The organism is Pseudomonas sp. N-137, from assembly GCF_034555295.1.
GTDB classification, from domain to species: Bacteria; Pseudomonadota; Gammaproteobacteria; order Pseudomonadales; family Pseudomonadaceae; genus Aquipseudomonas; species Aquipseudomonas rhizophila.
In genome coordinates this window covers 511168-532538 of record NZ_JAXUDQ010000030.1, presented here as the reverse complement: position 1 = coordinate 532538, position 21371 = coordinate 511168, and the positions used below count along the sequence as shown (strand labels likewise).

At 57.6% G+C, this 21371-nt stretch carries 18 protein-coding genes and 1 pseudogene; 8 read left to right on the top strand and 11 right to left on the bottom strand.

The genetic code is table 11. The features are described from left to right. Positions 1-277: 277 nt before the first annotated feature. Positions 278-916: a hypothetical protein gene (locus T3A99_RS23560; protein WP_305379015.1), complete on the bottom strand. Its 639-nt coding sequence runs from the start codon at positions 914-916 to the stop codon at positions 278-280. Positions 917-1523: 607 nt separating this feature from the next. On the opposite strand from T3A99_RS23560, the gene T3A99_RS23555 reads away from it, so the two are divergent. Both T3A99_RS23555 and T3A99_RS23550 read left to right on the top strand, forming a co-directional pair. Continuing rightward, positions 1524-1985 carry a hypothetical protein gene (locus T3A99_RS23555; protein WP_305379016.1) on the top strand — a complete coding sequence of 154 codons (462 nt, stop codon included), beginning with the start codon at positions 1524-1526 and terminating at the stop codon, positions 1983-1985. 212 nt (positions 1986-2197) lie between these two features. Then, positions 2198-2572 (top strand): hypothetical protein, encoded by a 375-nt coding sequence (locus T3A99_RS23550; RefSeq protein ID WP_305379017.1) that lies wholly within the window; start codon positions 2198-2200, stop codon positions 2570-2572. A 556-nt stretch (positions 2573-3128) separates the two neighbouring features. On the opposite strand, the gene T3A99_RS23545 is transcribed toward T3A99_RS23550, so the two are convergent. Beyond that, positions 3129-5312 carry an AAA family ATPase gene (locus T3A99_RS23545; RefSeq protein WP_322834841.1) on the bottom strand — a complete coding sequence of 728 codons (2184 nt, stop codon included), beginning with the start codon at positions 5310-5312 and terminating at the stop codon, positions 3129-3131. Between the two features lie 521 nt (positions 5313-5833). Further along, the gene (locus T3A99_RS23540; RefSeq protein ID WP_305379019.1) at positions 5834-7144 is read right to left on the bottom strand and encodes a hypothetical protein; all 1311 of its coding nucleotides are present in this window, start codon (positions 7142-7144) and stop codon (positions 5834-5836) included. A 621-nt stretch (positions 7145-7765) separates the two neighbouring features. Here T3A99_RS23540 and T3A99_RS23535 point away from each other — a divergent pair. Beyond that, positions 7766-8362: pseudogene (locus tag T3A99_RS23535) on the top strand (mechanosensitive ion channel family protein); the annotation flags it as partial. A 117-nt stretch (positions 8363-8479) separates the two neighbouring features. On the opposite strand, the gene T3A99_RS23530 reads toward T3A99_RS23535, so the two are convergent. The 3 genes from T3A99_RS23530 to T3A99_RS23520 all read right to left on the bottom strand — a co-directional run bounded on the left by T3A99_RS23530 (position 8480) and on the right by T3A99_RS23520 (position 10760). Next, positions 8480-9346: a carboxylate/amino acid/amine transporter gene (locus T3A99_RS23530; protein ID WP_047227914.1), complete on the bottom strand. Its 867-nt coding sequence runs from the start codon at positions 9344-9346 to the stop codon at positions 8480-8482. Between the two features lie 348 nt (positions 9347-9694). After that, a complete protein-coding gene (locus tag T3A99_RS23525; RefSeq protein WP_047227915.1) occupies positions 9695-10294 on the bottom strand; it encodes an FMN-dependent NADH-azoreductase in 600 nt (199 codons plus the stop codon). A 151-nt stretch (positions 10295-10445) separates the two neighbouring features. Beyond that, the gene (locus T3A99_RS23520) at positions 10446-10760 is read right to left on the bottom strand and encodes a hypothetical protein (RefSeq protein WP_047227916.1); all 315 of its coding nucleotides are present in this window, start codon (positions 10758-10760) and stop codon (positions 10446-10448) included. Between the two features lie 50 nt (positions 10761-10810). On the opposite strand from T3A99_RS23520, the gene T3A99_RS23515 reads away from it, so the two are divergent. From T3A99_RS23515 to aqpZ, 5 genes are all read left to right on the top strand, one after another. Continuing rightward, complete coding sequence (locus T3A99_RS23515; protein WP_107322098.1) at positions 10811-11734, top strand: LysR family transcriptional regulator; 924 nt, start codon at positions 10811-10813, stop codon at positions 11732-11734. Positions 11735-11748: 14 nt separating this feature from the next. After that, positions 11749-12552, top strand: a complete 804-nt coding sequence (locus tag T3A99_RS23510) for an alpha/beta hydrolase (protein WP_322834840.1) — start codon at positions 11749-11751, stop codon at positions 12550-12552. Positions 12553-12556: 4 nt separating this feature from the next. Next, a complete protein-coding gene (locus tag T3A99_RS23505) occupies positions 12557-13120 on the top strand; it encodes a peptidylprolyl isomerase (RefSeq protein WP_047227919.1) in 564 nt (187 codons plus the stop codon). An 84-nt stretch (positions 13121-13204) separates the two neighbouring features. Next, positions 13205-15037: an ABC transporter ATP-binding protein gene (locus T3A99_RS23500; protein ID WP_076385916.1), complete on the top strand. Its 1833-nt coding sequence runs from the start codon at positions 13205-13207 to the stop codon at positions 15035-15037. A gap of 368 nt (positions 15038-15405) precedes the next feature. Beyond that, a complete protein-coding gene (gene aqpZ, locus T3A99_RS23495; RefSeq protein WP_173407238.1) occupies positions 15406-16095 on the top strand; it encodes an aquaporin Z in 690 nt (229 codons plus the stop codon). 16 nt (positions 16096-16111) lie between these two features. Here aqpZ and T3A99_RS23490 read toward each other — a convergent pair whose 3' ends face one another. The 5 genes from T3A99_RS23490 to T3A99_RS23470 form a co-directional block, all read right to left on the bottom strand. Then, positions 16112-17236, bottom strand: coding sequence for a GNAT family N-acetyltransferase (locus T3A99_RS23490; protein WP_107322096.1), 1125 nt, complete (start codon positions 17234-17236; stop codon positions 16112-16114). A 143-nt stretch (positions 17237-17379) separates the two neighbouring features. Beyond that, a complete protein-coding gene (locus T3A99_RS23485) occupies positions 17380-18690 on the bottom strand; it encodes an OprO/OprP family phosphate-selective porin (RefSeq protein WP_139050900.1) in 1311 nt (436 codons plus the stop codon). A gap of 284 nt (positions 18691-18974) precedes the next feature. Further along, positions 18975-19211, bottom strand: coding sequence for an anti-sigma factor family protein (locus T3A99_RS23480; RefSeq protein ID WP_047227924.1), 237 nt, complete (start codon positions 19209-19211; stop codon positions 18975-18977). Next, positions 19205-19816, bottom strand: coding sequence for an RNA polymerase sigma factor (locus tag T3A99_RS23475; protein WP_047227925.1), 612 nt, complete (start codon positions 19814-19816; stop codon positions 19205-19207). The genes T3A99_RS23480 and T3A99_RS23475 overlap by 7 nt, the downstream gene beginning before the upstream one ends. A 163-nt stretch (positions 19817-19979) precedes the next feature. After that, the gene (locus T3A99_RS23470) at positions 19980-21101 is read right to left on the bottom strand and encodes a beta-ketoacyl-ACP synthase III (protein WP_047227926.1); all 1122 of its coding nucleotides are present in this window, start codon (positions 21099-21101) and stop codon (positions 19980-19982) included. Positions 21102-21371 lie beyond the last annotated feature (270 nt).

Here is a 21371-nt window from a genome sequence, read left to right as displayed (position 1 = left end):
CTGATGCTCTCAGCACCGATCACTGACGCGTGCAGCCTCACGACAGGATCAACCCTGGGACTCTCTTGAAACTGGCGACCGCCTCTTCAAGCAGTCGCGCAATCGACACCTTGCTACATGCCTGCTACGCCGTGCGCCACGGCCTGAAACTCAATCTCGTTTTCCATTTGCTCTCTCCAGTTGATCTGCGGACTGACTCGCACGAAGTTGTCCGACACGGGTATTTTTTAAAAAAATGACTCGTTGTTTGAAATCAAACTGGATAGCAAGTCGCGGGTCATAGCTCTTCAAAAATCAATGTCTGCGGCTCCAAAGTCCCATCGTAGGCAAAGTTTCGCTGCTGCCAGCTGACGTCGATGAGGTGTGCCTCTGTCGTTTCTCGAAGGTTCTTCATCTCTGCCAACTGCATGTCGATAGGATTACCGTGTTCAGTTGTGAGTGCGTGGGCTTGGACTCTGTTTACGGTTATTAGCATTGGCCTTGACGGTTTTTCGAAAAGCCTCGCCAGGGGGTGTTCGCTGGGGAGTAGCTCGTTAGCCGCATCAGGATCCACTGATTTGAGTGCTTCGTGTGCCAAGAAAATTTGCGAGATGATTTCAGATCCTTTTGGAGTTCTCGCATACATTTGAGCGGTCTGCCGAGAGGAAGAAAGGTAGAGTCCGCCGTATCTGAAATTGAGCCCCCCACGAGTGGCGCCTTGATCGATCATCGCCTTGACCACGAAATCGTTCATTAACCACCAATCAGTCTTATTCTTGGGCACATCCAAGAGCTCTGCGAGTTGCGCCAAAATGCCGAAGTCAAACAATGAGGTGTCTCGTCGCGCCCCGAGCCCGTATTTTTCGATCGAGTCTCGATACAGAGTCGACGTTCCGTGGTAGAGAGGGAAGGTGAGATAGCCATCTTGGTCAATCATAGTGTCATCCTTGCGTATTTTTGGCGATTGCGTTTTGGCGCTGAGTCTCAATGAGATTTACCCATAATCCTATGGGTGCATCCATAGATCAGGCAACCTTACTCCAGATCCCGACTTTCTTGACAGCTCGTAGCCGCCGAAACGCTAGGTCACGTTTCTATCGGGCTCGGATCGCGCGGCTAAAGGGGTTAACGAGTGAGCGAGCCCACCAGTTCGAGCCTTCCTGTGGTAAGCCTGGAGGGCAGTAGCCGGCCTTTGGCGGCAAAGTGCTTGTTGAAGGCGCTGCTGCCTGTGATTACTTCCTGATGCTAGGGCCATGGCCGCCGTGCTGGATGATCAGAACTGCCTCTCATTGAGTACATAAATCTACGAGATGACTCGTTTCAAAAGCTCTTGGTCAGCCCACCTGGAGCAAACCTCCTGTACTGATGCCTGAGGGCTGGCCTCACAAGGGGGAAGTGTCGTTCTAACGAGCTGTTGAGTGCGTCGCTTTTCTTGCTGATGGATACCAAATGCATCCACTTGAGTTGCATCGAACCTCGGCAAAACCGGAAGCTTGAGTGAGCCCTGGCACCTCGGCCAGGACAGCCTTCCACCAGGAGTTGCCATGACCCGTCTGCTTTTCCCGCCCAATGAACTGGCCCACTATCCACACACGAACGAAGCCCTGTTCGCCATTGCCATATGGCCGGTGCTTTTCGCGGTCGGCTGCTGGCAAACGCCACAGATCGCCCAGCTCCTGAACGCTCTGGGGCTTGAGATCAGCTCGCTGCAGATCTTTCTGGCAGGCTTTGGGGCCTACCTGTTTTTGCTCGGCAAGCACCGAATATTCAACCGCCGCCATTTCGTGCTCCACGCAGTCGATATTGCCTGGCACCGCCGGTTGTGCGAGGTTGAGCAGGAGATGGTTGCCGCAGGCCAGGCTGGCACCGATACGCACAAGGCTGTGATGAGCGAGATAGCGCAGCTTCGCAAGGAACTGGGTTTCCTGATCGACGCGGAAAACTTCTATCGCAAGCTGAGAATCTTGATCGATGTGATGAGCTGGCTGCGCAGCAAGCTCAAATAACTCAAGTCTTCCGCCGGCAAAACACAGTCCGGGTTCGCAGCACTGAACCCGGTTTCTACCGTACCTGATCAGGCAGCTTAAATACGACCATGACAACCGAGCTAAACACTCCCGACATCAGACGACTCACCCGTCTCGCACTGCCTGCTGACGATGGATACATTTACCGACTAGGCGTCGCGCTGTATGGCTTTGCTTCGCTGAGCAGCTTTATGGCCGAGGTCGCCCACCATATGGATCCGCGCGTAGATCGTACGGAGCTTCAAGCGAAAACCGGCGGCGAAATATTAGACGGTTTCCGCGCTAGCCTTAAAAAAGCCAAGAAAACACTGCCGGCGGTGGGGCCCATTGGCAGGGTAGCCGCCGACATGTTCCAGGCGCTGAACACCAGGCGATCAGATATTGTGCATGCCTACCCGATCACCGACGAGGCCAACCAGCAAATACTGCACCGTCGACTGGACAAGAAAAATCGAGACTTCGACGTCACCAATGAACTGTTGGACGAGTTCATCAGCAAGCTTCATGAGGTGAGCCTCAAGCTCTACGACATCCGCGGTATTGTGAAGCCGGAGCTCGGCGACTGATCACCGAATACAGCAGAACTAAGGTCGCTCGGGAATGCAAACAGCTGCCATAACCCGCCCCGCGCGCCCTACCTACTGCAGCGGTAGGTATGGACTGACGTAACCTGGCAACGAAGAGATGAGAGTCAAAACTGAGGGGAGGTGCAGCTACCACCTAGGTACGTTCAAATTAACGGCGCGGAAGAGAGCGCATGTGCATGCACACGGTCTCCCACTGCCCGAACCGGAATCGGTTGTACTGGCGAACCAGGACAACTTTTCCATGATTGTTCATGGCGTATTCTCCATCTGATCTCAGCGGGCCGCTGATAGCCTTTACACCACGTGCAAAGCGAGCAGATGAATGACAGGCGGGAAGGAGAGTCCTTGGGTGGTAGCTGCAGGCGCAATGCTATCAGCGCAGCCAGAGCCTGGAAAGCCCAGCGAACGGGTAAAACGATTCACTTCTGGCGCATTCTCAGCAAATCAGTCCTTGGAGTAGCCGTCGATCTGAGGAGCCCGCTGCAAGCGGCCACGCACGTCGTCCCCATGCCCTGACTCAAGCGATGAGCGAGCGCTACCCCATCATCTTGTCGTAATGCTCCTGAAAGTCCGTTCTGACAAACACCTGGCGGAAGCGCTCGACATACACCGCCGGGTCGATCTCACCAAAATCGGTGATGTTCACAGCATCAGCATGGGACTCGCGGTTGATGTAGCGGTACAACGAGCGGAACTGGGGGTCTTCGTCGCTCAGGTCTTCGAGCGCCTTGGCGAGCCTGTCCTGGCGGTGCACGAACGTGAAGTAATACTCCAGGATATTTCGCATCATGTTCGGGATGACGGTGGCCGAGGTGCGTCCACTCAAGGCGTCCTTGATGGCCTGCCAGAAAGATTGATAGTCGTTCTGGATCTCCTTGGGCTGCATCGCAACCACTGCGCTGTAATCGGACTTGGTGATCCGGAATAGGGCCAACTGGCCTTCCAGCTGCCCCCCGTTACCCCGGCCACGTCCTCCGTCCTCATTCATGAGCTTGACCATCTCGTGAAAGAAGAACAGGTTGTGGGTTAGGATAATCACCTGCTGGAAGCGGGTGTTCGGACTGATTACACGGCGCTTGATCAGGGAGGCAATGTCATACACGTAATTGTGGGACAAGCTTGAAATAGGATCATCAATCACGATGATGCGGTCGCTGATCAACCTTCCTGCAGTCGCGTTCAGTTCTCCATTGCAGACTTCCAGAAAATACAAAAACGAGATGAGTGTTTTCTCGCCCTCACTCAGCGTTTTGAACACACCCGCGCGCTGCTCGGGGCGCTGCAACCTGTATTGAGGAGCATCTCCTTCCTCCTTGGTCAACTCAAAACCTTTGAGGCCGAGGATGCGCAACCAGTGGTTGATGCTGTCAATCGACTGGTCGATATTCGTGATGGCTGCCCTGGACTGGGCGATGATTTCGCGTTCAGCCCTGGCCTTGACCCGAAGCGCCTCAATGGTGTCCCTGGCTTTTTGCTGAGCCTCGGCCAGCTCTTGATCCACTTGAGCGTAATGATCCAGCAATGCACCAGCTGAAGTCCTGAGCACGCCCCAGAATCGATCCTTGATCTGGGCCAGATGAACCTGCTTGTTTTTGACTTTGAGGTTGAAGGAGTCGATTTTTTCCTGTTCGACTGCAATGCACTCATTCAAGGACTCAACCAACCCTGCGCTGGACTCAAGCTCAACCACGATCGACGGGCTGGCTATCTTTTTCTCGATAGTCTGAACGTTGCGCTGAAGCGCTGCAGTTAGGTTTGAGATGGCCAGTTGAAACGAAGGTTGCTGATAGCTCGGACTACGCAGGCGCTGCAGCGTTTGCTCAACAGCTCCGACGTAACGGCGTTGCAGGTTCGTTAGGTCACGTATGCGCTGCTCGTAGGTCTTATCGAAGATCTTGGCAATCTCGCCATGAAAACCTTCCGGTACCGGCTGCTGACAGAAGGGGCATAAATCGCCATCGATGGGGGGAAATGTCAGCGCATGCTGAACCCAGTCCGAATGGCCAAGCGCGTGGATGAGACCTGCCAAGTAGGAGTTGTCTGTGCCCGTGATGATCTCACTAAAAACAGGGTTGGGCTCAAGCTCGGAGCTTGGGAAACCGACAAGCGAAATAGAGGGCAACTGCGCGTCCGTTGCCGTCTGAAGCTCAGTGGCCTCTGCCATCAATTCGGCAGCGGTAACAGTATCCGGCACTTCAGAGGTGGCCTGGATCCTCTCCAGCAGACGCTCTTTGGTGTTCGCACCTTGAAAGCAGTAGGCCAAGGGTGAGCCATCGAATGGTGTTTTGAGCTTCCACAGGCCATCTTTCAATGCCTGCTTTTCAGTGTCCCGGGCCGCCTTACTCGCCTTACCCTTGGCCATCTCCTCCTCTTGCTGGGTCGACAGCGACTTGATTTCGGCCTGCGCTGCATTCAGAGCATTCTCGGCCTCGATGTTGCCGGCGTTGAGTGTAAACACCCCAGGTTGTGCTACGTCTTCGTGGAAGTTCATCTCCATGAAGGCATGGTTGTAGACCAAAATTTCGCGTTCTGGGTCAGCAGGCGCCATGCTACAACTCTGGTAGCACGCCTCGCCTGGCGTTTGCAGATAGTTGCCAATCGTGCTCTTACCAGTGCCATTTTGCCCGTAAAGCATGCTCACACGCTTGAGAGGGCCGATGAGGGTCGGGGCGTTAGGCGAATAGCTTGATACGCCGCGTATGAGCAGATTCTCAATCACAAGGGCTGTCCGTGGCACACAGAAAATCCGAGATTAAGCCCTCTGCCAAAAATTGCAATGTGCCACCACACAACTCTTTCTGCCCCCAGAACGGCTAACACGGATGCTCGCGACCTTTTGGTAAGAGATCGGAGATTGCTTCTCGTCGAGGTAATAAACCAGCGCAGACTTAGGCATCAGTGGTAGATTCTCAGCTTCCTGCACGAGCAGCTCCTCTTAGGGGTCATCAGCGAATACGGCGCTTAACGAGTACCGATGATACTGAATTGAGATCATGAGATCACGCCGCGCCGCGTTCGACTCCGTCGAGAACGTCTTCTCCAAATGATGTGCGCGCTACTACCATAAGCGACTGGGCAGACATACGCGGCTACAAGATTGGCATCATCTAAAGCCGCTCAGGCCTGCCCCTGGATAGGGTTCAAATCTCTACGGATCTGGAAACCTGTGCGGCTGGATGCCAACTTGATCGCGATCCTCCCTCCTCCTGCACAGCACCATGCCCTGCTGACATAAAAACCTTACATGGACGCCTTAAGGGCCTCATATTCGTCCCAGGTCATATGAGAATGCTCGATCATGTGGTCAATCATTTTTCGGATATAACTATCGAGCTCAGCAAATATCTCCTCTCGCTCACGACGACTTTTAACCAATTGCTCAAGTCGCGAACCTATGTGTACGATCCTTGTACGAAGACCTATTTGCTCGCTCGTAACCTCATCTACTTTACTGGTCAAGGCCTCGAATCTGTCGAGTATTCGCTTACGTTCTCCAAGGTCATCAGCCATGTACCTTGACACTACTGTTTTTACCTTTTTGAACTGCTGATACTCTTTGGGGTAGGCTAAAAATTCGATCAGGCTGAGTGCTTGCACAAACTTCGAAGTTGCTGATTGCACCTGAAGCATTTGCGAGTACAACGACAACGCATGTGCTGCAGTAATGCCAACGCCTCCACTCGCAGGGAAGCTATCCCACTCGGGTTGCCGCAGGTCAAGCCCGAGCCCCTTTGTAATGATATGCGTGAAAGCCGCCCCTGCCAGGAGTACAGAATCCAAGTCACCAGACTTAACTAGCACCGCCGCAGACATCATTGACTTGGACGATAATTGACCCGGGGACGCCGGTTTGGTTTCTGAGGACAGGTGCTCCAACTTGCAGCTCATGTAATTGATCAAGTCGAAGGACAAGCAATCCACGATTTCAGATATGGTGACGATCATCTCCATATGACCTTGGTGATCCCCCAGCAGAAGAGAATCCCAAGCAAACCTTAATGGCACCACCAGAAGCGGGTATTTATTTAATTCCTGAAGTTTTACTCCAGAAGCACTAATCTGAGATGAAGCCGACTTAGCCAATTGTTTGTTACTGAATTTTATAGAACTTAAATTCAAACGGCCTTGTGGGTAGATCATGACTCCGTTGGGTAGAAAAATTGAGCGATCAGTCACCAGTCGCGACAGCGGAAGTATCGCCAAATGACAGCCCTGATCGAAGTATTGGCTATAAGTCGCACAGAGGTCACCCTGATCAATAGTTTGATAAATTGAGACATCGTACCAATGACTATGGTCACGAGCGGCTTCAACTTCGATAGCCAAGCTTTCACTTTTTGACAAGAGTGAATCTTCCAGTTCAGAGACACCCAGCCAGCACTCCAGACAGTTCCGTTCACAACCATTCTTATAGTTGACTGGCCTGTAGAAATGCTGCTCGCTCATCCCCATATAATCATGGATGCTGTACTCCTTGCTACAACCCGAACACGCTCTAACAATTCTTGTCTCATAGCGACTTAACGTCAGACCATCAATGCTCAATTTCAAATCGACTACTCAATAGCTACAGGAAATTTTTTGTGGTTTGCCAACTCACAAAATTCGGTCTCAGATTAACCATACCCTCAAGAAGCAACTCAGAAACAGGCCGCCAAGACAGTGAGCTGGACTACCCCCGCTGGCGTAAAGTGTTCATGCTCCCCAGCAGTTGAAAGACGTCCTCAACCACGCCTGCGTCGAATTCAACCCGATTAGCTTGTTCGTGGGTGCCTTTTGTCAAGTACCGCCAAACCAAGGTTTGCTCGCCAATGACAAGAATTCGGGCAAACTCATCAATCAGCGGTTGTTTGCCCACATGCTCGAATATGTGTTGGCTCCGCGTAGCTTCGCACAAATAGAGCCGCAGAGATTGCTCTGGCTGGGTTGATCACCCTCCCTGGACAGTTGGACAGTGAGAACACCCTTGGTTGCATTTGGCGGGCTAACTGGGTGGTCGTGCGGGGCACTTGAGGGCTGAGGGCAATGGAATTGAGGACGTTATGCAGTAGGAGGGTTGGCATAGATGTCCATCTATTGAGAGAAAAATGGACAATGGACGAAATTTTTTAAGCTCCTAATTTGTATAGGTTTTACATGTCCATTTATGGGTGGAGCTCACACGTACCCTTCTTCGACAAGACCATCGTCTCGATCCCCACCTGGCGCCTGATGTCCGAGTCGTTCAAGAACTGGCGCGGCATGCAGCAATCCGGCGGGCGGCGGATCAAGCGCAGCCTGTTCATCGACGCCGGCGGCGTGCGGTTTTTGCAGGACGAGGAAGAACAGCGCCTGACCCAGGTTCATCTGCTGACCGATTACATCAGCCGCAAACAGGCCGAACTCAAGGCCTGGAACGAAGCCCAGGGCAACGTCGCGGCGATGTCGGCCAACCGCCGGCGCATGACCAACCTGGGCACCTTCCGCGCCTACGCCTTGGCGTATCTGAAAAGCCACCCGGACATCCAGCCAAACATGACCTGCATGGTCCGCCAGATGCAGACCACGGCCCAGGGCATCCCGCTGGAAATCTACTGCTTCACCCGCACCACTGCGTGGGCCGACTATGAGCGTATCCAGGGGGATATTTTCGATTACCTGCTGGCGGTAATGCCGGAGTTCGGCTTGAACCTGTATCAACAGCCCAGTGGCATGGATCTGCGTTCGGGGCTGTTGCCGGCGGCATTGGGGGCCAGTCCTCTGCCGGAGCCGCAGAAGCAGGTGGTTTGACCTTCAAGTCGCAGAGATCCCCGGTGGGAGCGAGCCTGCTCGCGAAAGCGCAGTGTCAGACAACAGATACAGCGACTGATACGACGCCTTCGCGAGCAGGCTCGCTCCCACAGGGGTTCAGTGTGCAGGCAGCGGCTGGCGTACCCCCAACCGACTGATCCACACCGCCGCTAATATCACCGACCCGCCCAGCAGCAACCGCCCCAGTTCCTCGTGCTGGTTCCAGATCAGCAGGTTGACCAGCAACCCCACCGGCACATGCAGGTTGTTCATCACCGCCAGCGTGCCGCCGTTGACCATGCACGCGCCTTTGTTCCACCAGTAAAGCCCCAAAGCGGTGGAGACCAGGCCGAGGAATATCAGTACGCCCCATTGCAGCGGTGCTTCTGGCCAGAAATCCGCCTTGCCGAACATCAGGAAGGCCGGCAACGCCACCGCCAGTGCGCCGAGGTAGAAGTAGCCGAAACGCCGGTAGTGCGGCAGGTCGCTGGGATGGCGAGCGACGAGATGTTTGTACAGCACCTGCCCGGCCGCATAGGTGAAGTTGGCCAGTTGCAGCAGCAAAAAGCCCATGAAGAAATCCGGGTTGATCCGGTCGTAACGAATCACCGCCGCGCCAGCCACCGCCACCAGCGCCGCGATCAAGGCCCAGGGATTGAAGCGACGATTGAGCGCGTCTTCGATCAGGGTCACGTGCAGCGGCGTCAGGATGGTGAAAAGCAGGACCTCAGGCACCGTCAGCACACGAAAGCTCAAGTACAGGCACACGTAGGTCACGCCGAACTGCAAGGCGCCGATCAACAGCATGCCGCGCATGAACGACGGTTCCACCTGACGCCAGCGGGTCAGCGGAATGAACACCAGCCCCGCCAGCACAACCCGCACCAGCACCGCGAAGTAACTGTCGACATGCCCGGCCAGGTATTCGCCAATCAGACTGAAGGAAAACGCCTGAATCAGCGTGACAAAAAGTAGATAGCCCATACGCCCCTCGTTTCGGATGGCGGCGAAGATAGCGGTTTTTGCCGGTTGTCGCTAACCGCAGTAGCCAACCCAGGCACTGAACCCTGTGGGAGCGAGCCTGCTCGCGATGGCGGAGTGTCAGGTGATTTCTCTTACACAGTCACACTGCAATCGCGAGCAGGCTCGCTCCCACAGGGTTGTGTGGCTGGCCTGGAATTGCAGGCAAAAAAAAGCCCGATCTCGCTAAAGCGTTCAATCGGGCGACTGCACTCAGGAGCAACAAGTGCCAAGGGAGGTTCGATGCGCAAAACAGCTTGAAGGGAGCGCCAGGCCACTAGACCACCTGGCGATTACCTGAGGATTAACGGATCAGGCGACCTGGGACAGCTTGGCGTTGGCCTGATTCAAGCCCTTCTCCTGGAAATCACCGCCCAGGTTCATGCCCTCGGCATGGATGAAGGTCACGTCGTGGATGCCGATGAAGGCCATGACCTGACGCAGGTAGGGTTCCTGATGGTCGGAGCTGGCGCCAGCATGAATGCCGCCGCGAGCGGTCAGGACGAAGGCACGTTTGCCGGTCAGCAGGCCCTGGGGACCGGTGGGGGTGTACTTGAAGGTCACACCGGCACGCAGTACGTGGTCCAGCCAGGCTTTCAAGGTACTCGGGATGGCGAAGTTGTACATCGGCGCGGCCATCACCAGCACGTCAGCGGCCAGCAACTCATCGGTCAACTGGTTGGAGCGTTCCAGGGAAGCGTTTTCGATGTCGTTGCGCTGCTCGACGGGCTTCATCCAGCCCCCCAGCAGATTGGCGTCCAGGTGCGGTACCGGATGGATGGCCAGGTCACGAACACTGATTTCATCGGCCGGGTGCGCAGCTTTCCATTGGTTGATGAAGGTCTGGGTCAGTTGACGGGAAACCGAGTCTTGCTGGCGGGCACTGCTTTCGATGATCAGAACGCGGGACATGGGATGTAGCCTCCATCGGAGAATGTTGTCAGTCGATGGAGTGAAGCTTAAACATGGTTACATCGATCAAAAAGCGCAAATAATTGCTGCAAAACATCGATAAATTCGTTTATAAGCGGAGCAAGGATTGGCTCGCTCCTGTGTCACCGACTTATTTCGGCTGGCAGGTCAGTGTGATGCGCAGCTTGATGATGTTGCGGTTGAACTTGGCGGTGGCGTTCTTGAACTTGCCGGCGGCGACTTCGATCTTGCGGGTACGTGGTGCTTCAGGGCCGTTGCGAAACACCACAGTGCAGGCCGCGTCGGTGCCGCCGTAGTTGTTGACCTGAATGGAGCCGATGTCGGCGTCGGTGTCATAGGCGGTGTAGTCGATGCTCAGGCCGTTGAGGTGTTTTTCCACATCGATCGGGTACGCGAACGCAGTCAGCGGCAACAGGGCCAGCACCACACAACAGATTTTTTTCATTAGGCAGTCTCCACCAAGGGACCGCCAGCTTAGGACAAGAGGAGCTCAATATGAAAGCGCCCCGCGTGACCCTGGATCAATGGCGAACCTTGCAAGCGGTGGTCGACCACGGCGGCTTCGCCCAGGCCGCCGAGGTGCTGCACCGCTCCCAGTCGTCGGTGAGTTACACCGTGGCCCGCATGCAGGACCAGCTCGGCGTGCCGTTGCTGCGTATCGATGGGCGCAAGGCCGTGTTGACCGAAGCCGGCGGCGTATTGCTGCGTCGTTCCCGTCAATTGGTGAAACAGGCCAGCCAACTGGAAGACTTGGCCCATCACATGGAGCAAGGCTGGGAAGCGGAAGTGCGGCTGGTGGTCGATGCCGCCTATCCCAACGCCCGCCTCGTACGTGCCTTGACCGCGTTCATGCCGCAAAGCCGTGGCTGTCGCGTGCGCCTGCGCGAAGAAGTGCTATCGGGTGTCGAGGAAGTGCTGCTCGAAGGCGTGGCGGACCTGGCCATCAGCGGCTTCAGCATTCCCGGTTACTTGGGCGCCGAACTGAGCGATGTTGAATTCGTCGCGGTGGCCCATCCCGAACACGCCCTGCATCGCCTCAACCGCGAACTGAACTTCCAGGACCTGGAAAGCCAACTGCAGGTGGTGATCCGCGACTCCGGTCGCCAGCAACCCCGCGACGTCGGGTGGCTGGGTGCCGAGCAACGCTGGACCGTCGGCAGCCTGGCCACCGCCGCGACGTTCGTCGGCAGCGGCCTGGGCTTCGCCTGGCTGCCGCGGCACATGATCGAGCGGGAACTCAAGGAGGGCTTGCTCAAGCGTCTACCCTTGGAACAGGGCGGCACTCGCAACTCCACCTTCTATCTTTTTTCCAACAAGGAAAAACCCTTGGGCCCGGCCACGCAAATCCTCATCGAACTGCTGCGCACCTTCGACACCGCGCCGCTGGATGCACCGTTCGCCGCCCCCGAACAAGCCTGACAAGGATTTTGCCAATGGCCTATTTCGCCCACGAAGATTGCAACCTGCACTACGAGGAATACGGCCACGGCGCGCCCTTGATTCTGGTCCACGGGCTGGGCTCGAGCACCCGCGACTGGGAAAAACAGATCCCGGTATTGTCCGCCCACTACCGTTTGATCGTGGTGGACGTGCGCGGCCATGGACGCTCCGACAAACCTCGCGGGCCTTACAGCATCGAAGGTTTCAGCGCCGACCTGATCGCCCTGATCGAACACCTGAACCTGGGCCCGGTGCATCTGGTGGGCTGGTCCATGGGCGGCATGATTTGTTTTCAACTGGCCGTGGATGAGCCAGGGCGGGTCAGGAGCCTGTGCATTGTCAACAGCGCCCCGCAAGTCAAAGTCCGCACGCCTGATGACTGCTGGCAATGGTTCAAGCGCTGGAGCCTGATGCGCCTTCTGAGCCTTGAAACCATTGGCAAGGCCCTGGGCGCCAAGTTGTTCCCCAAACCGCAACAGACCGAGTTACGCCTGGAAATGGCCCGGCGCTGGGCAAAAAACGACAAACGTGCTTATCTCGCCAGCTTCGATGCCATTGTGGGTTGGGGGGTTCAGGAACGACTGTCGCAGGTGGCCTGTCCAACCCTCGTCATTTGCGCCGACCACGACTACACCCCCGTGGCCTTGAAAGAGGCCTATGTGAAACTGCTGCCCGATGCCCGGCTGGTGGTCATTGCCGACTCACGGCACGCGACCCCGCTGGATCAACCCGAACGCTTCAACCAAACCCTGCTCGAATTTTTGACCGCAATCGACTCAACTACTCAGGATCACTGAACCCATGCTGAAAAAAATCGCCCTCGCCGCCGGCTCCGTCCTGTTTGCCGCCAACCTGATGGCCGCGCAGCCGACCACGGCGCCCCACGTATTGCTGGACACCACCAACGGTCAGATCGAAATTGAGCTGGATCCGGTCAAGGCGCCGATCAGTACCAAGAACTTCCTTGAGTACGTGGACAGCGGCTTCTACAACAACACGATTTTCCACCGCGTGATCCCGGGCTTCATGGCCCAGGGCGGCGGTTTCACCCAACAGATGCAACAGAAAGACACCAAGGCACCGATCAAGAACGAAGCCAGCAATGGCCTGCATAACGTTCGTGGCACCTTGTCGATGGCGCGTACTTCCAACCCGAACTCGGCCACCAGCCAGTTCTTCATCAACGTGGCCGACAATGCGTTCCTCGACCCGGGCCGTGACGCCGGTTACGCAGTGTTCGCCAAAGTGGTCAAGGGCATGGACGTGGTGGACATCATCGTCAACTCCCAGACCACCACCAAACAAGGCATGCAAAACGTGCCGATCGATCCTGTGATCATCAAGTCGGCCAAGCGCATCGACTAAACAGCACAGGGCAAGCCTGAGCGGCGGCGGCGATCCCGCGCCGCTCACAGGAAAAAAGGAGAGCCCGGCCCGGGCTATGTACCCATGGTTTATCGCCGTTTCGAAACACTGATCGACATTTTCCGCGACGCCCCGACCTCGGCACCACCGAACCGCGTCCTGCCCTTCTACACCTATTATCTGAAACAAGTCTGGCCCAGCTTCGCCGTGCTGCTGGTGGTGGGCCTGATCGGCGCACTGATCGAGGTGGCGCTGTTCAGCTACCTGAGCCGCATCATCGACCTGACCCAGGGCACGCCGAACGTGGACTTCTTCAAGCTCCACGGCCTGGAGCTGGCGTGGATGGCGGTGGTGGCGCTGGTTTTCCGGCCGATCTTCGTGGCCTTGCATGACCTGCTGGTGCACCAGACCTTGAGCCCCGGCATGACCAGCCTGATCCGCTGGCAAAACCATAGCTACGTGCTCAAGCAGAGCCTGAACTTTTTCCAGAACGACTTCGCCGGACGCATCGCCCAGCGCATCATGCAGACCGGCAACTCCTTGCGCGACTCAGCGGTGCAGGCCGTGGACGCGCTGTGGCACGTGCTGATCTACGCCATCAGCTCACTGGTGCTGTTTGCCGAAGCCGACTGGCGCCTGATGATCCCGCTGCTGATCTGGATCGCCGCCTACATCGGTGCACTCTGCTACTTCGTGCCGCGGGTCAAGGAGCGCTCCGTCGTATCGTCCGATGCCCGCTCCAAACTCATGGGCCGGATCGTCGACGGCTACACCAACATCACCACGCTGAAGCTGTTCGCCCACACCAACTTCGAACAGCAATACGCCCGCGAAGCCATCCAGGAGCAGACCGAGAAAGCCCAGTTGGCCGGCCGCGTGGTCACCAGCATGGACGTGGTCATCACCAGCATGAACGGGCTGCTGATTGTCGGCACCACGGCGCTGGCCCTGTGGCTCTGGACCCAGTCGCTGATCAGCGTGGGCGCGATTGCCCTGGCGACCGGGTTGGTGATCCGTATCGTCAACATGTCCGGCTGGATCATGTGGGTGGTCAATGGCATCTTCGAAAACATCGGCATGGTCCAGGACGGTTTGCAGACCATCGCCCAGCCCGTCAGCGTTACCGACCGCGACCAGGCCAAGCCTTTGGCGGTGGCCCGTGGCGAAGTGCGCTTCGAGCATGTGGATTTCCACTATGGCAAGAAAAGCGGGGTGATCGGCGACTTGAACCTGGTGATCAAGCCGGGGGAAAAGATCGGCCTGATCGGCCCGTCCGGTGCGGGCAAATCCACGCTGGTGAACCTGCTGCTGCGTCTGTATGACGTGCAAGGCGGGCGCATTCTGATCGACGGGCAGGACATCGCAGAAGTGGGCCAGGAAAGCCTGCGCGAGCGCATCGGCATGATCACCCAGGACACGTCGCTGCTGCACCGTTCCATTCGCGACAACCTGCTCTACGGCAAACCCGACGCCACCGATGCGCAACTCTGGGCGGCGGTGCACAAGGCCCGGGCCGATGAGTTCATCCCGCTGCTTTCGGACGCTGAAGGCCGCAGCGGTTTCGATGCCCATGTGGGTGAACGCGGGGTGAAGCTGTCCGGCGGCCAGCGTCAACGTATTGCCATCGCACGGGTGCTGCTCAAGGATGCGCCGATCCTGATCATGGACGAAGCGACGTCAGCACTGGACTCGGAAGTCGAAGCGGCGATCCAGGAAAGCCTCGAGACCCTGATGCAAGGCAAGACCGTGATCGCCATCGCCCACCGCCTCTCCACCATCGCGCGAATGGACCGGCTGGTGGTGCTGGAAAACGGCCGCATCGCCGAGACCGGCAGCCATGCCGAACTGCTGGCCCATGGCGGGTTGTATGCGCGGCTGTGGCAGCATCAGACGGGTGGGTTTGTGGGCATCGACTGAACCGGGTTGGCTTCTACAGACAGGAGGCGTGGGAGTCGTGTGGGAGCAAGGCTTGCCCGCGATGAAGATGACGCGGTCTCCCGGATGGCCCGAGGCGCCTGCCTCGCGAGCAAGCTTTGCTCCCACAGCCCAGCGCCCGAGCGCCATTCTGAAAAATTCTGTCCAGGATCCATTTAGCCCACACCGCAACCACATACTCCCCACCGTCCAAGGCTGAAACCGCCACAGTCCATGACTCTGGCGGTTTTTTAATGCCGCTGGATTTGTCGCAACGTTCTGCTGTACTCAGCCCAGGTTCTGGAGATGAACCTGTCGTAACTCTGCTGGATGCATAACCGATTATCACGACTGTTCTATCAAGGATGCTTATGTCTTTACTCAAACGATCAACGACTGAGTTGTTGGGTACGTTCTGGCTGGTGTTGGGCGGCTGTGGCAGCGCTGTATTGGCCGCTTCCGGGATTGGCGTGCTGGGGGTTGCCCTGGCATTCGGCCTGACGGTGTTGACCATGGCGTTCGCCATCGGCCATATCTCAGGTTGCCACCTGAACCCGGCCGTCTCGGTGGGCTTGTACGTGGGCGGGCGGTTTCCGGCCAAGGAACTGCCTGCCTACATCATTGCCCAGGTCATTGGTGGGGTGCTCGCCGCCGCATTGATCTACTTCATCGCCAGCGGCAAGGAAGGCTTCGACCTGGCCGCTTCCGGCCTGGCAGCGAACGGTTACGGCGAACATTCGCCCGGTCAGTACTCCATGGTGGCCGGCTTTGTGACTGAGCTGGTCATGACGGCAATGTTCATCCTGATCATCCTCGGCGCCACCGACAAACGTGCGCCAGCCGGCCTGGCACCGATTGCCATCGGCCTGGCCCTGACGCTCATCCACCTGATCTCGATTCCGGTCACCAACACCTCCGTCAACCCGGCCCGCAGTACCGGTCCGGCACTGATCGTCGGCGGTTGGGCCATCGAACAATTGTGGCTGTTCTGGGTGGCACCGCTGCTGGGCGCCATCGTCGGCGGTGTTGCTTACCGCTGGCTGGGCAAGGAAAACAGCTGAGTCACGCCGGCGAAGATCAGCATTGCCGATAAGGCAGCGCGGTCTTCGCCTCTTCGGCATACGCCAACACGCCCTCCTGCTCCCGGACCAGAAAGTCTGCAACCGCCGCCTTCAGGCCAGGATGGCGCAAGTAGTGCCAGGAACGGGTGATCACCGGCTCGAAACCACGAATCAGTTTGTGCTCGCCCTGGGCACCGGCATCGAAACGCTGCAAGCCGTGGGCAATGGCGTAATCCATGCCCTGATAAAAACAGGTCTCGAAGTGCAAACGGTCGAATTCCGCCAGGCACCCCCAGTAACGCCCATAAAAACTGTCACCGCCCACCAGGCTGAACGCCATCGCCACCGGCCGTGAACCTTGCTTGGCCAACACCACGCGAATGGCCTCGGGCATGCGCTCGGCCAGCAGACTGAAAAACGTCCGGGTCAGGTACGGCGCTTGCCGACGCACCGCGTAAGTATTGGCGTAACAGGCGTAGACAAAATCCCACTGGGCCTGGTCCAGTTGATGACCTTCCAGCCATTGGAAATCGATGCCCTGCCCCGCCACTTGCTCACGTTCCTTGCGCATCTGCTTGCGTTTGCGGGAACTGAGCGCGTCGAGAAAATCCTGAAAGTCCCGATACCCGCGATTGCGCCAGTGGTACTGGCAACCAATCCGCTGCAGCCAGCCCTCCTGCCCGGCCAGCGCTGCGTCGGTAAAGGCATCGGTGAAGTTGATGTGGGCACTGGAGAGCGATTCGATTTCCAGATAACCCGGCAGGCTGGCAAGCAACTCCAACCCGTCTTCCCCACTTGCCGCCAGCAGTCGTGGGCCACTGACCGGGCTGAACGGCACCGCCGTCAACAGCTTGGGGTAATAGTCGATCCCGGCCCGGGCGCAGGCGTCGGCCCAGGCGTGATCGAACACGTATTCGCCGTAGGAATGCCACTTGCGATAACTGGGCAGAGCCGCCAGCACACGACCGTCTTCAATATGCAGCAGATGCTCGGCCTGCCAGCCTGATTGCGGGCCCAGGCTGCCACTGTCTTGCAGGGCCGTGAGGAAAGCGTGGCGCAGGAAAGGTTGATTGGCGGGCACCAGCGCGTCCCACTCTTGCGGCGCGATGGCGGACAGGCTGTCCAGAACGTGTAGCGGCATGCGGCTCCCCGATATCCAGAATGCGGATGGGGCGAGTATCGCCGATCCTGAGCGGACGGACGTAAAAAAAAACCCCGCCAGAGGCGGGGTTCAAAGGAGCTATAACGGATGAAACATGAAGCGTTGAATCAAATCAGCACGACTTAGAACACGTACTGGGCGCGCATGACAAAACCGTCACCATCGTCGTCGCCGTTGGCATTGGTCACGTTGTCGGCCTTGGCCTTGACGTAGGCAGCGGAGATTTTCACCGCTTCGTTGGCGTACCAGTTCACACCCAGGTTGTGCACCTTGGCTTCGGCATCGCCCACGTCACGGGTCGCGGAGGCAGTGGTGATGTTGTCGTCTTCGACGGTCATGCTGTCGTAGCGATAGAACACTTCCCAGGCGCCGATGGACTTGTTGGCGGGCTTGATCGCGTCGAACTTGCCGATCTTATAGCCGCGGGATTCACCGGTGAGGGTGTAGGCACCCTGGACGTAGAAGCCGTGGCCTTTGATGTCTTCGAAGGCATCGCTGTCAGCCTTGGTTTTACGCGAGATGTACTCACCCTGGATCGACGCAGGACCCATGGCGAAAGCGGCTTCCAGGCCGAACGCCGTGTCGGTGTCGTACGAACCGGCCGGCGAGTTGTTCGCGCCACCCAGCAACGGACGGTTGCCGTTAGGGCCGGCATCGTTGCCACCCAGCGTTTCGACGCCACGCATGCCCAGGCGGGAACGATAACGTGCATCGAATACGGTGTCGGAGACGTCACGGGAGGCGACGTTCACACCGAAGTGCAGAACGTTGCCGGAGTCGTGCATCGGCGCGAATACGAAGCGACCGTTGACCTGCTTGACGCTGTCGCCGTCGGTGTCGTTGTTGTCCTTGGCGAATACGCCAGCGGAGGCATAGAACGAATCGGCGAAGGTGCTGGACGCTTGCAGACCCAGACCGTTCTGGTGGCCGTTGGCCCAGTCGATCAGATCGTAAGCGGCGTTACGCTCCGGCGCGGTCACCCACTTGGAACTGGTGGCTTTTTCCAGGCCGAAATCCGGGTCGAAACGACCGAATTTGATCGAGACCGGCTTGAAGCCGTTGTAGGCCATGGACGCTTCGTCAAAGTAACCGTCGTCTGAACTGCCGGCGTTATGCGAGAAGTCGTAGCTGATGGTGTAGGCCCAGTCCGTGTACAGCACGCCGGACAGTTCCAGGAAAGCGCGACGAAAGTAAGCGGCGTCGGCCGAATTGCCATTATCGGTGTAGAGACCGTCGAATTGGCTGTAGTCAGCCTGCAAACGACCGCCAAGCTTGAAGCTGAACTCTTTGTCGGTGGTAGCGACCTCAAGGCCGCCCTTGGTTTTGACCACGATATCGGCGCCATCGGTGGTGACGGTGCCGGCGAAAGCCTGGGCGGTTACTGCCATTGCCAGTGCGCTGGCGGCAACACCTGCGAAGTGCTTACGGATCATCGAAGAATTCCCCTGTTGGTAGTCTATGCCGTTAGAAAACACGCGGAACTGAGCCCGCTGGTGTTGGAGGGGATCTTGGCGATGGGTTGTGTCAGCGCAGTTGCTGTCAGATAAAGATTTTATGACAGGGGAACTTTTTACTTCGAAAGGGAATAACCGATGCACCAATACCAGTGGGAGCGAGCCTGCTCGCGATAGCGGTCAATCAGCCGGCATTGATGTCGAATGAAACAATGCCATCGCCAGCAGGCTCGCTCCCACAGGGGCGTAGGGGTGTCTGGGACTCAGCGAATATTTTTACGGCGCTCGGCCGCGAGTTTTTCAGCCAACTGATCCAGATTGGGAACCGGCGATTCAGGCAGCTTTCTGAGCGTGGCCTGCATCAGGCGCATCTGGCGAATGAAACGCCGGCACGTGGCACAGAACATCAGATGATGGCGCATCATCAGGCGCTCACGAAAACTCAGTTGGCCGTCGAGAAAATCGCTGGAGCGCGCCACTTGTTCCTTGCAGGTCAGCATTCGCCGGTTTCCTCGAAATGTTCTACGGTCGCAAAGACCTTCAGCCGTGCCCGATGCAACAGCACACGTACGTTGGAGAGCGAGATGTCCAGAAGATTACAGATGTCTTCCAGTTCCAGGCCCTGACGTTCGCGCAGGGTCAAGACACTGCTTTGCAGTTGCGACAGACTGAGCAGCGTGTGCTCGAGGCATTCGCGCAGCTCACTCATCGTGAGCAGCGCCTCCGGTGTGTCCTGATGCCAGGCGAACGGTGCTAGCAGCCAATGGCCATCCGCGGCGAAACGATCATCGCCCAGGGTGCCGTGGGGCGACGGCAGATCATCGAGCAACACCTCCCGACGGTTCTGCTTGTAGCGGCCCTTGGCGGCGTTGGCGGTGATGGTCAGCAGCCAGGTCTTGAGACTGGAGCGGCCCTGGAAGCCATTGAGGTTGCGCACCACTGACAACCAGGCGTCCTGCACCACTTCATCGGCATGCCGACTGCCCACGATGGCGTAGGCCACGGCGCGCATCGGGCTCTGGTAGGTGCTGACCAGCTCTTTGAAGGCCTGCTGCTCACCGGCCAGGAGGCGTTGGAGCAGTTGTGTGTCGTCGGTGACGGTCATTCAACGCCCATTGCTGAATAGATCGCGGCTGTGGCGAGGGGGCTGATGTGGGAGCAAGGCTTGCCCGCGATGCGGTCCTTCATAAACCGCGCTGCCTGTTTCGTGAGCAAGCTTTGCTCCCACATGACCTTGCTCCCACAAAAAATTCGTCGCCGCCAGAGGATTAATGCTTACGCAGAATCACGCTGCCAATCGAATAGCCGGCGCCGAACGAGCTGAGTACGGCGACCGAACCGCTGGGCAAATCATCCTGGTAGGAGTGGAACGCAATCACCGAACCCGCCGAGCTGGTGTTGGCGTAGCGGTCGAGGATCACCGGCGCTTCTTCTTCGGTGGCTTCGCGACCCAGCAGCTTGCGCACGATCAGGTGGTTCATGCTCAGGTTGGCCTGGTGCAGCCAGAAACGCTTCACTTCACCGACGCTCAGCTGATTTTCTTCCAGGTGCACGCCAATCAGTTCGGCCACCATCGGGCAGACATCGCGGAAGACTTTACGACCTTCCTGGACAAACAACTTGTCACGGCTGCCGATCCCCTCTTCCCCGGCGCGGTTGAGGAAGCCGAAGTTGTTGCGGATGTTGTTGGAGAATTTGGTGAGCAGCTTGGTGCTGACCACGTCGAACTGATACGGCGAGGTCGCCAGGTCCGCCCGTTCGATGATCACCGCGGTGGCCGCGTCGCCGAAGATGAAGTGGCTGTCGCGGTCGCGGAAATTCAGGTGGCCGGTGCACACCTCAGGGTTGACCATCAGGATCGCCCGGGCCTGGCCCAGTTGTACGCTGTTGGCCGCGGCCTGGATGCCGAACGTCGCCGAGGAACAGGCCACGTTGATGTCGTAACCAAAACCTTCGATGCCCAGCGCTTCCTGGACTTCAATGGCGATGGCCGGGTACGGACGCTGCAGGTTGGAACAGGCGACGATCACGCCATCGATGTCGGCGGCGGTGCGGCCGGCGCGCTCCAGCGCCTGTTTCGCCGCGCCGACAGCCATTTCACACAGCACCGACCACTCGTCGTTGGAGCGCTCGGGCAGGCGCGGGGTCATGCGTTGCGGGTCGAGGATGCCATCCTTGTCCATGACAAAGCGGCTCTTGATGCCGGAGGCTTTTTCGATGAACGCCGCGCTGGATTCGGTCAACGCCTCGACTTCTCCCCGCTCGATGGCTTGGGCATTGTCGGCGTTGAATTGCGCGACGTAGGTATTGAAAGACTGCACCAGCTCTTCATTGGAGATGCTGTTGGCCGGGGTGTACAGGCCGGTGCCGCTGATGACGACGTTATGCATGGTCGTGTCTCTGATCTGTTCAGGCAGAAAGCGTTGGCACCGACGTACCAACACACAAGGGGTCTTTTCCCATCCAGGGGAAGCAGACCTGGCAGCGCTTTATTCCGATCCGCCCGTGATCATCGACGCTAAAAACCACGGGACCGGCATTTATAGGCGCGAAGTTTGCCATAAACGCTGGCGTTTGGCCCATTCTCAGTGAATTACAAAACCAAACCCTGTGGGAGCGAGCCTGCTCGCGATAGCGCTGGATCAGCCAGCATCAATGTT

What these genes read in the sequence shown, in the direction of transcription:
- T3A99_RS23555 (WP_305379016.1), top strand. Translation starts at nt 1,524, where the DNA reads ATGACCCGTCTGCTTTTCCCGCCCAATGAACTGGCCCACTATCCACAC.
- T3A99_RS23485 (WP_139050900.1), bottom strand. Translation starts at nt 18,690, where the DNA reads ATGATCCGTAAGCACTTCGCAGGTGTTGCCGCCAGCGCACTGGCAATG.
- T3A99_RS23530 (WP_047227914.1), bottom strand. Translation starts at nt 9,346, where the DNA reads ATGGGCTATCTACTTTTTGTCACGCTGATTCAGGCGTTTTCCTTCAGT.
- T3A99_RS23525 (WP_047227915.1), bottom strand. Translation starts at nt 10,294, where the DNA reads ATGTCCCGCGTTCTGATCATCGAAAGCAGTGCCCGCCAGCAAGACTCG.
- aqpZ (WP_173407238.1), top strand. Translation starts at nt 15,406, where the DNA reads ATGTCTTTACTCAAACGATCAACGACTGAGTTGTTGGGTACGTTCTGG.
- T3A99_RS23510 (WP_322834840.1), top strand. Translation starts at nt 11,749, where the DNA reads ATGGCCTATTTCGCCCACGAAGATTGCAACCTGCACTACGAGGAATAC.
- T3A99_RS23490 (WP_107322096.1), bottom strand. Translation starts at nt 17,236, where the DNA reads ATGCCGCTACACGTTCTGGACAGCCTGTCCGCCATCGCGCCGCAAGAG.
- T3A99_RS23560 (WP_305379015.1), bottom strand. Translation starts at nt 916, where the DNA reads ATGATTGACCAAGATGGCTATCTCACCTTCCCTCTCTACCACGGAACG.
- T3A99_RS23550 (WP_305379017.1), top strand. Translation starts at nt 2,198, where the DNA reads ATGGCCGAGGTCGCCCACCATATGGATCCGCGCGTAGATCGTACGGAG.
- T3A99_RS23470 (WP_047227926.1), bottom strand. Translation starts at nt 21,101, where the DNA reads ATGCATAACGTCGTCATCAGCGGCACCGGCCTGTACACCCCGGCCAAC.
- T3A99_RS23515 (WP_107322098.1), top strand. Translation starts at nt 10,811, where the DNA reads ATGAAAGCGCCCCGCGTGACCCTGGATCAATGGCGAACCTTGCAAGCG.
- T3A99_RS23475 (WP_047227925.1), bottom strand. Translation starts at nt 19,816, where the DNA reads ATGACCGTCACCGACGACACACAACTGCTCCAACGCCTCCTGGCCGGT.
- T3A99_RS23500 (WP_076385916.1), top strand. Translation starts at nt 13,205, where the DNA reads ATGGTTTATCGCCGTTTCGAAACACTGATCGACATTTTCCGCGACGCC.
- T3A99_RS23520 (WP_047227916.1), bottom strand. Translation starts at nt 10,760, where the DNA reads ATGAAAAAAATCTGTTGTGTGGTGCTGGCCCTGTTGCCGCTGACTGCG.
- T3A99_RS23480 (WP_047227924.1), bottom strand. Translation starts at nt 19,211, where the DNA reads ATGCTGACCTGCAAGGAACAAGTGGCGCGCTCCAGCGATTTTCTCGAC.
- T3A99_RS23505 (WP_047227919.1), top strand. Translation starts at nt 12,557, where the DNA reads ATGCTGAAAAAAATCGCCCTCGCCGCCGGCTCCGTCCTGTTTGCCGCC.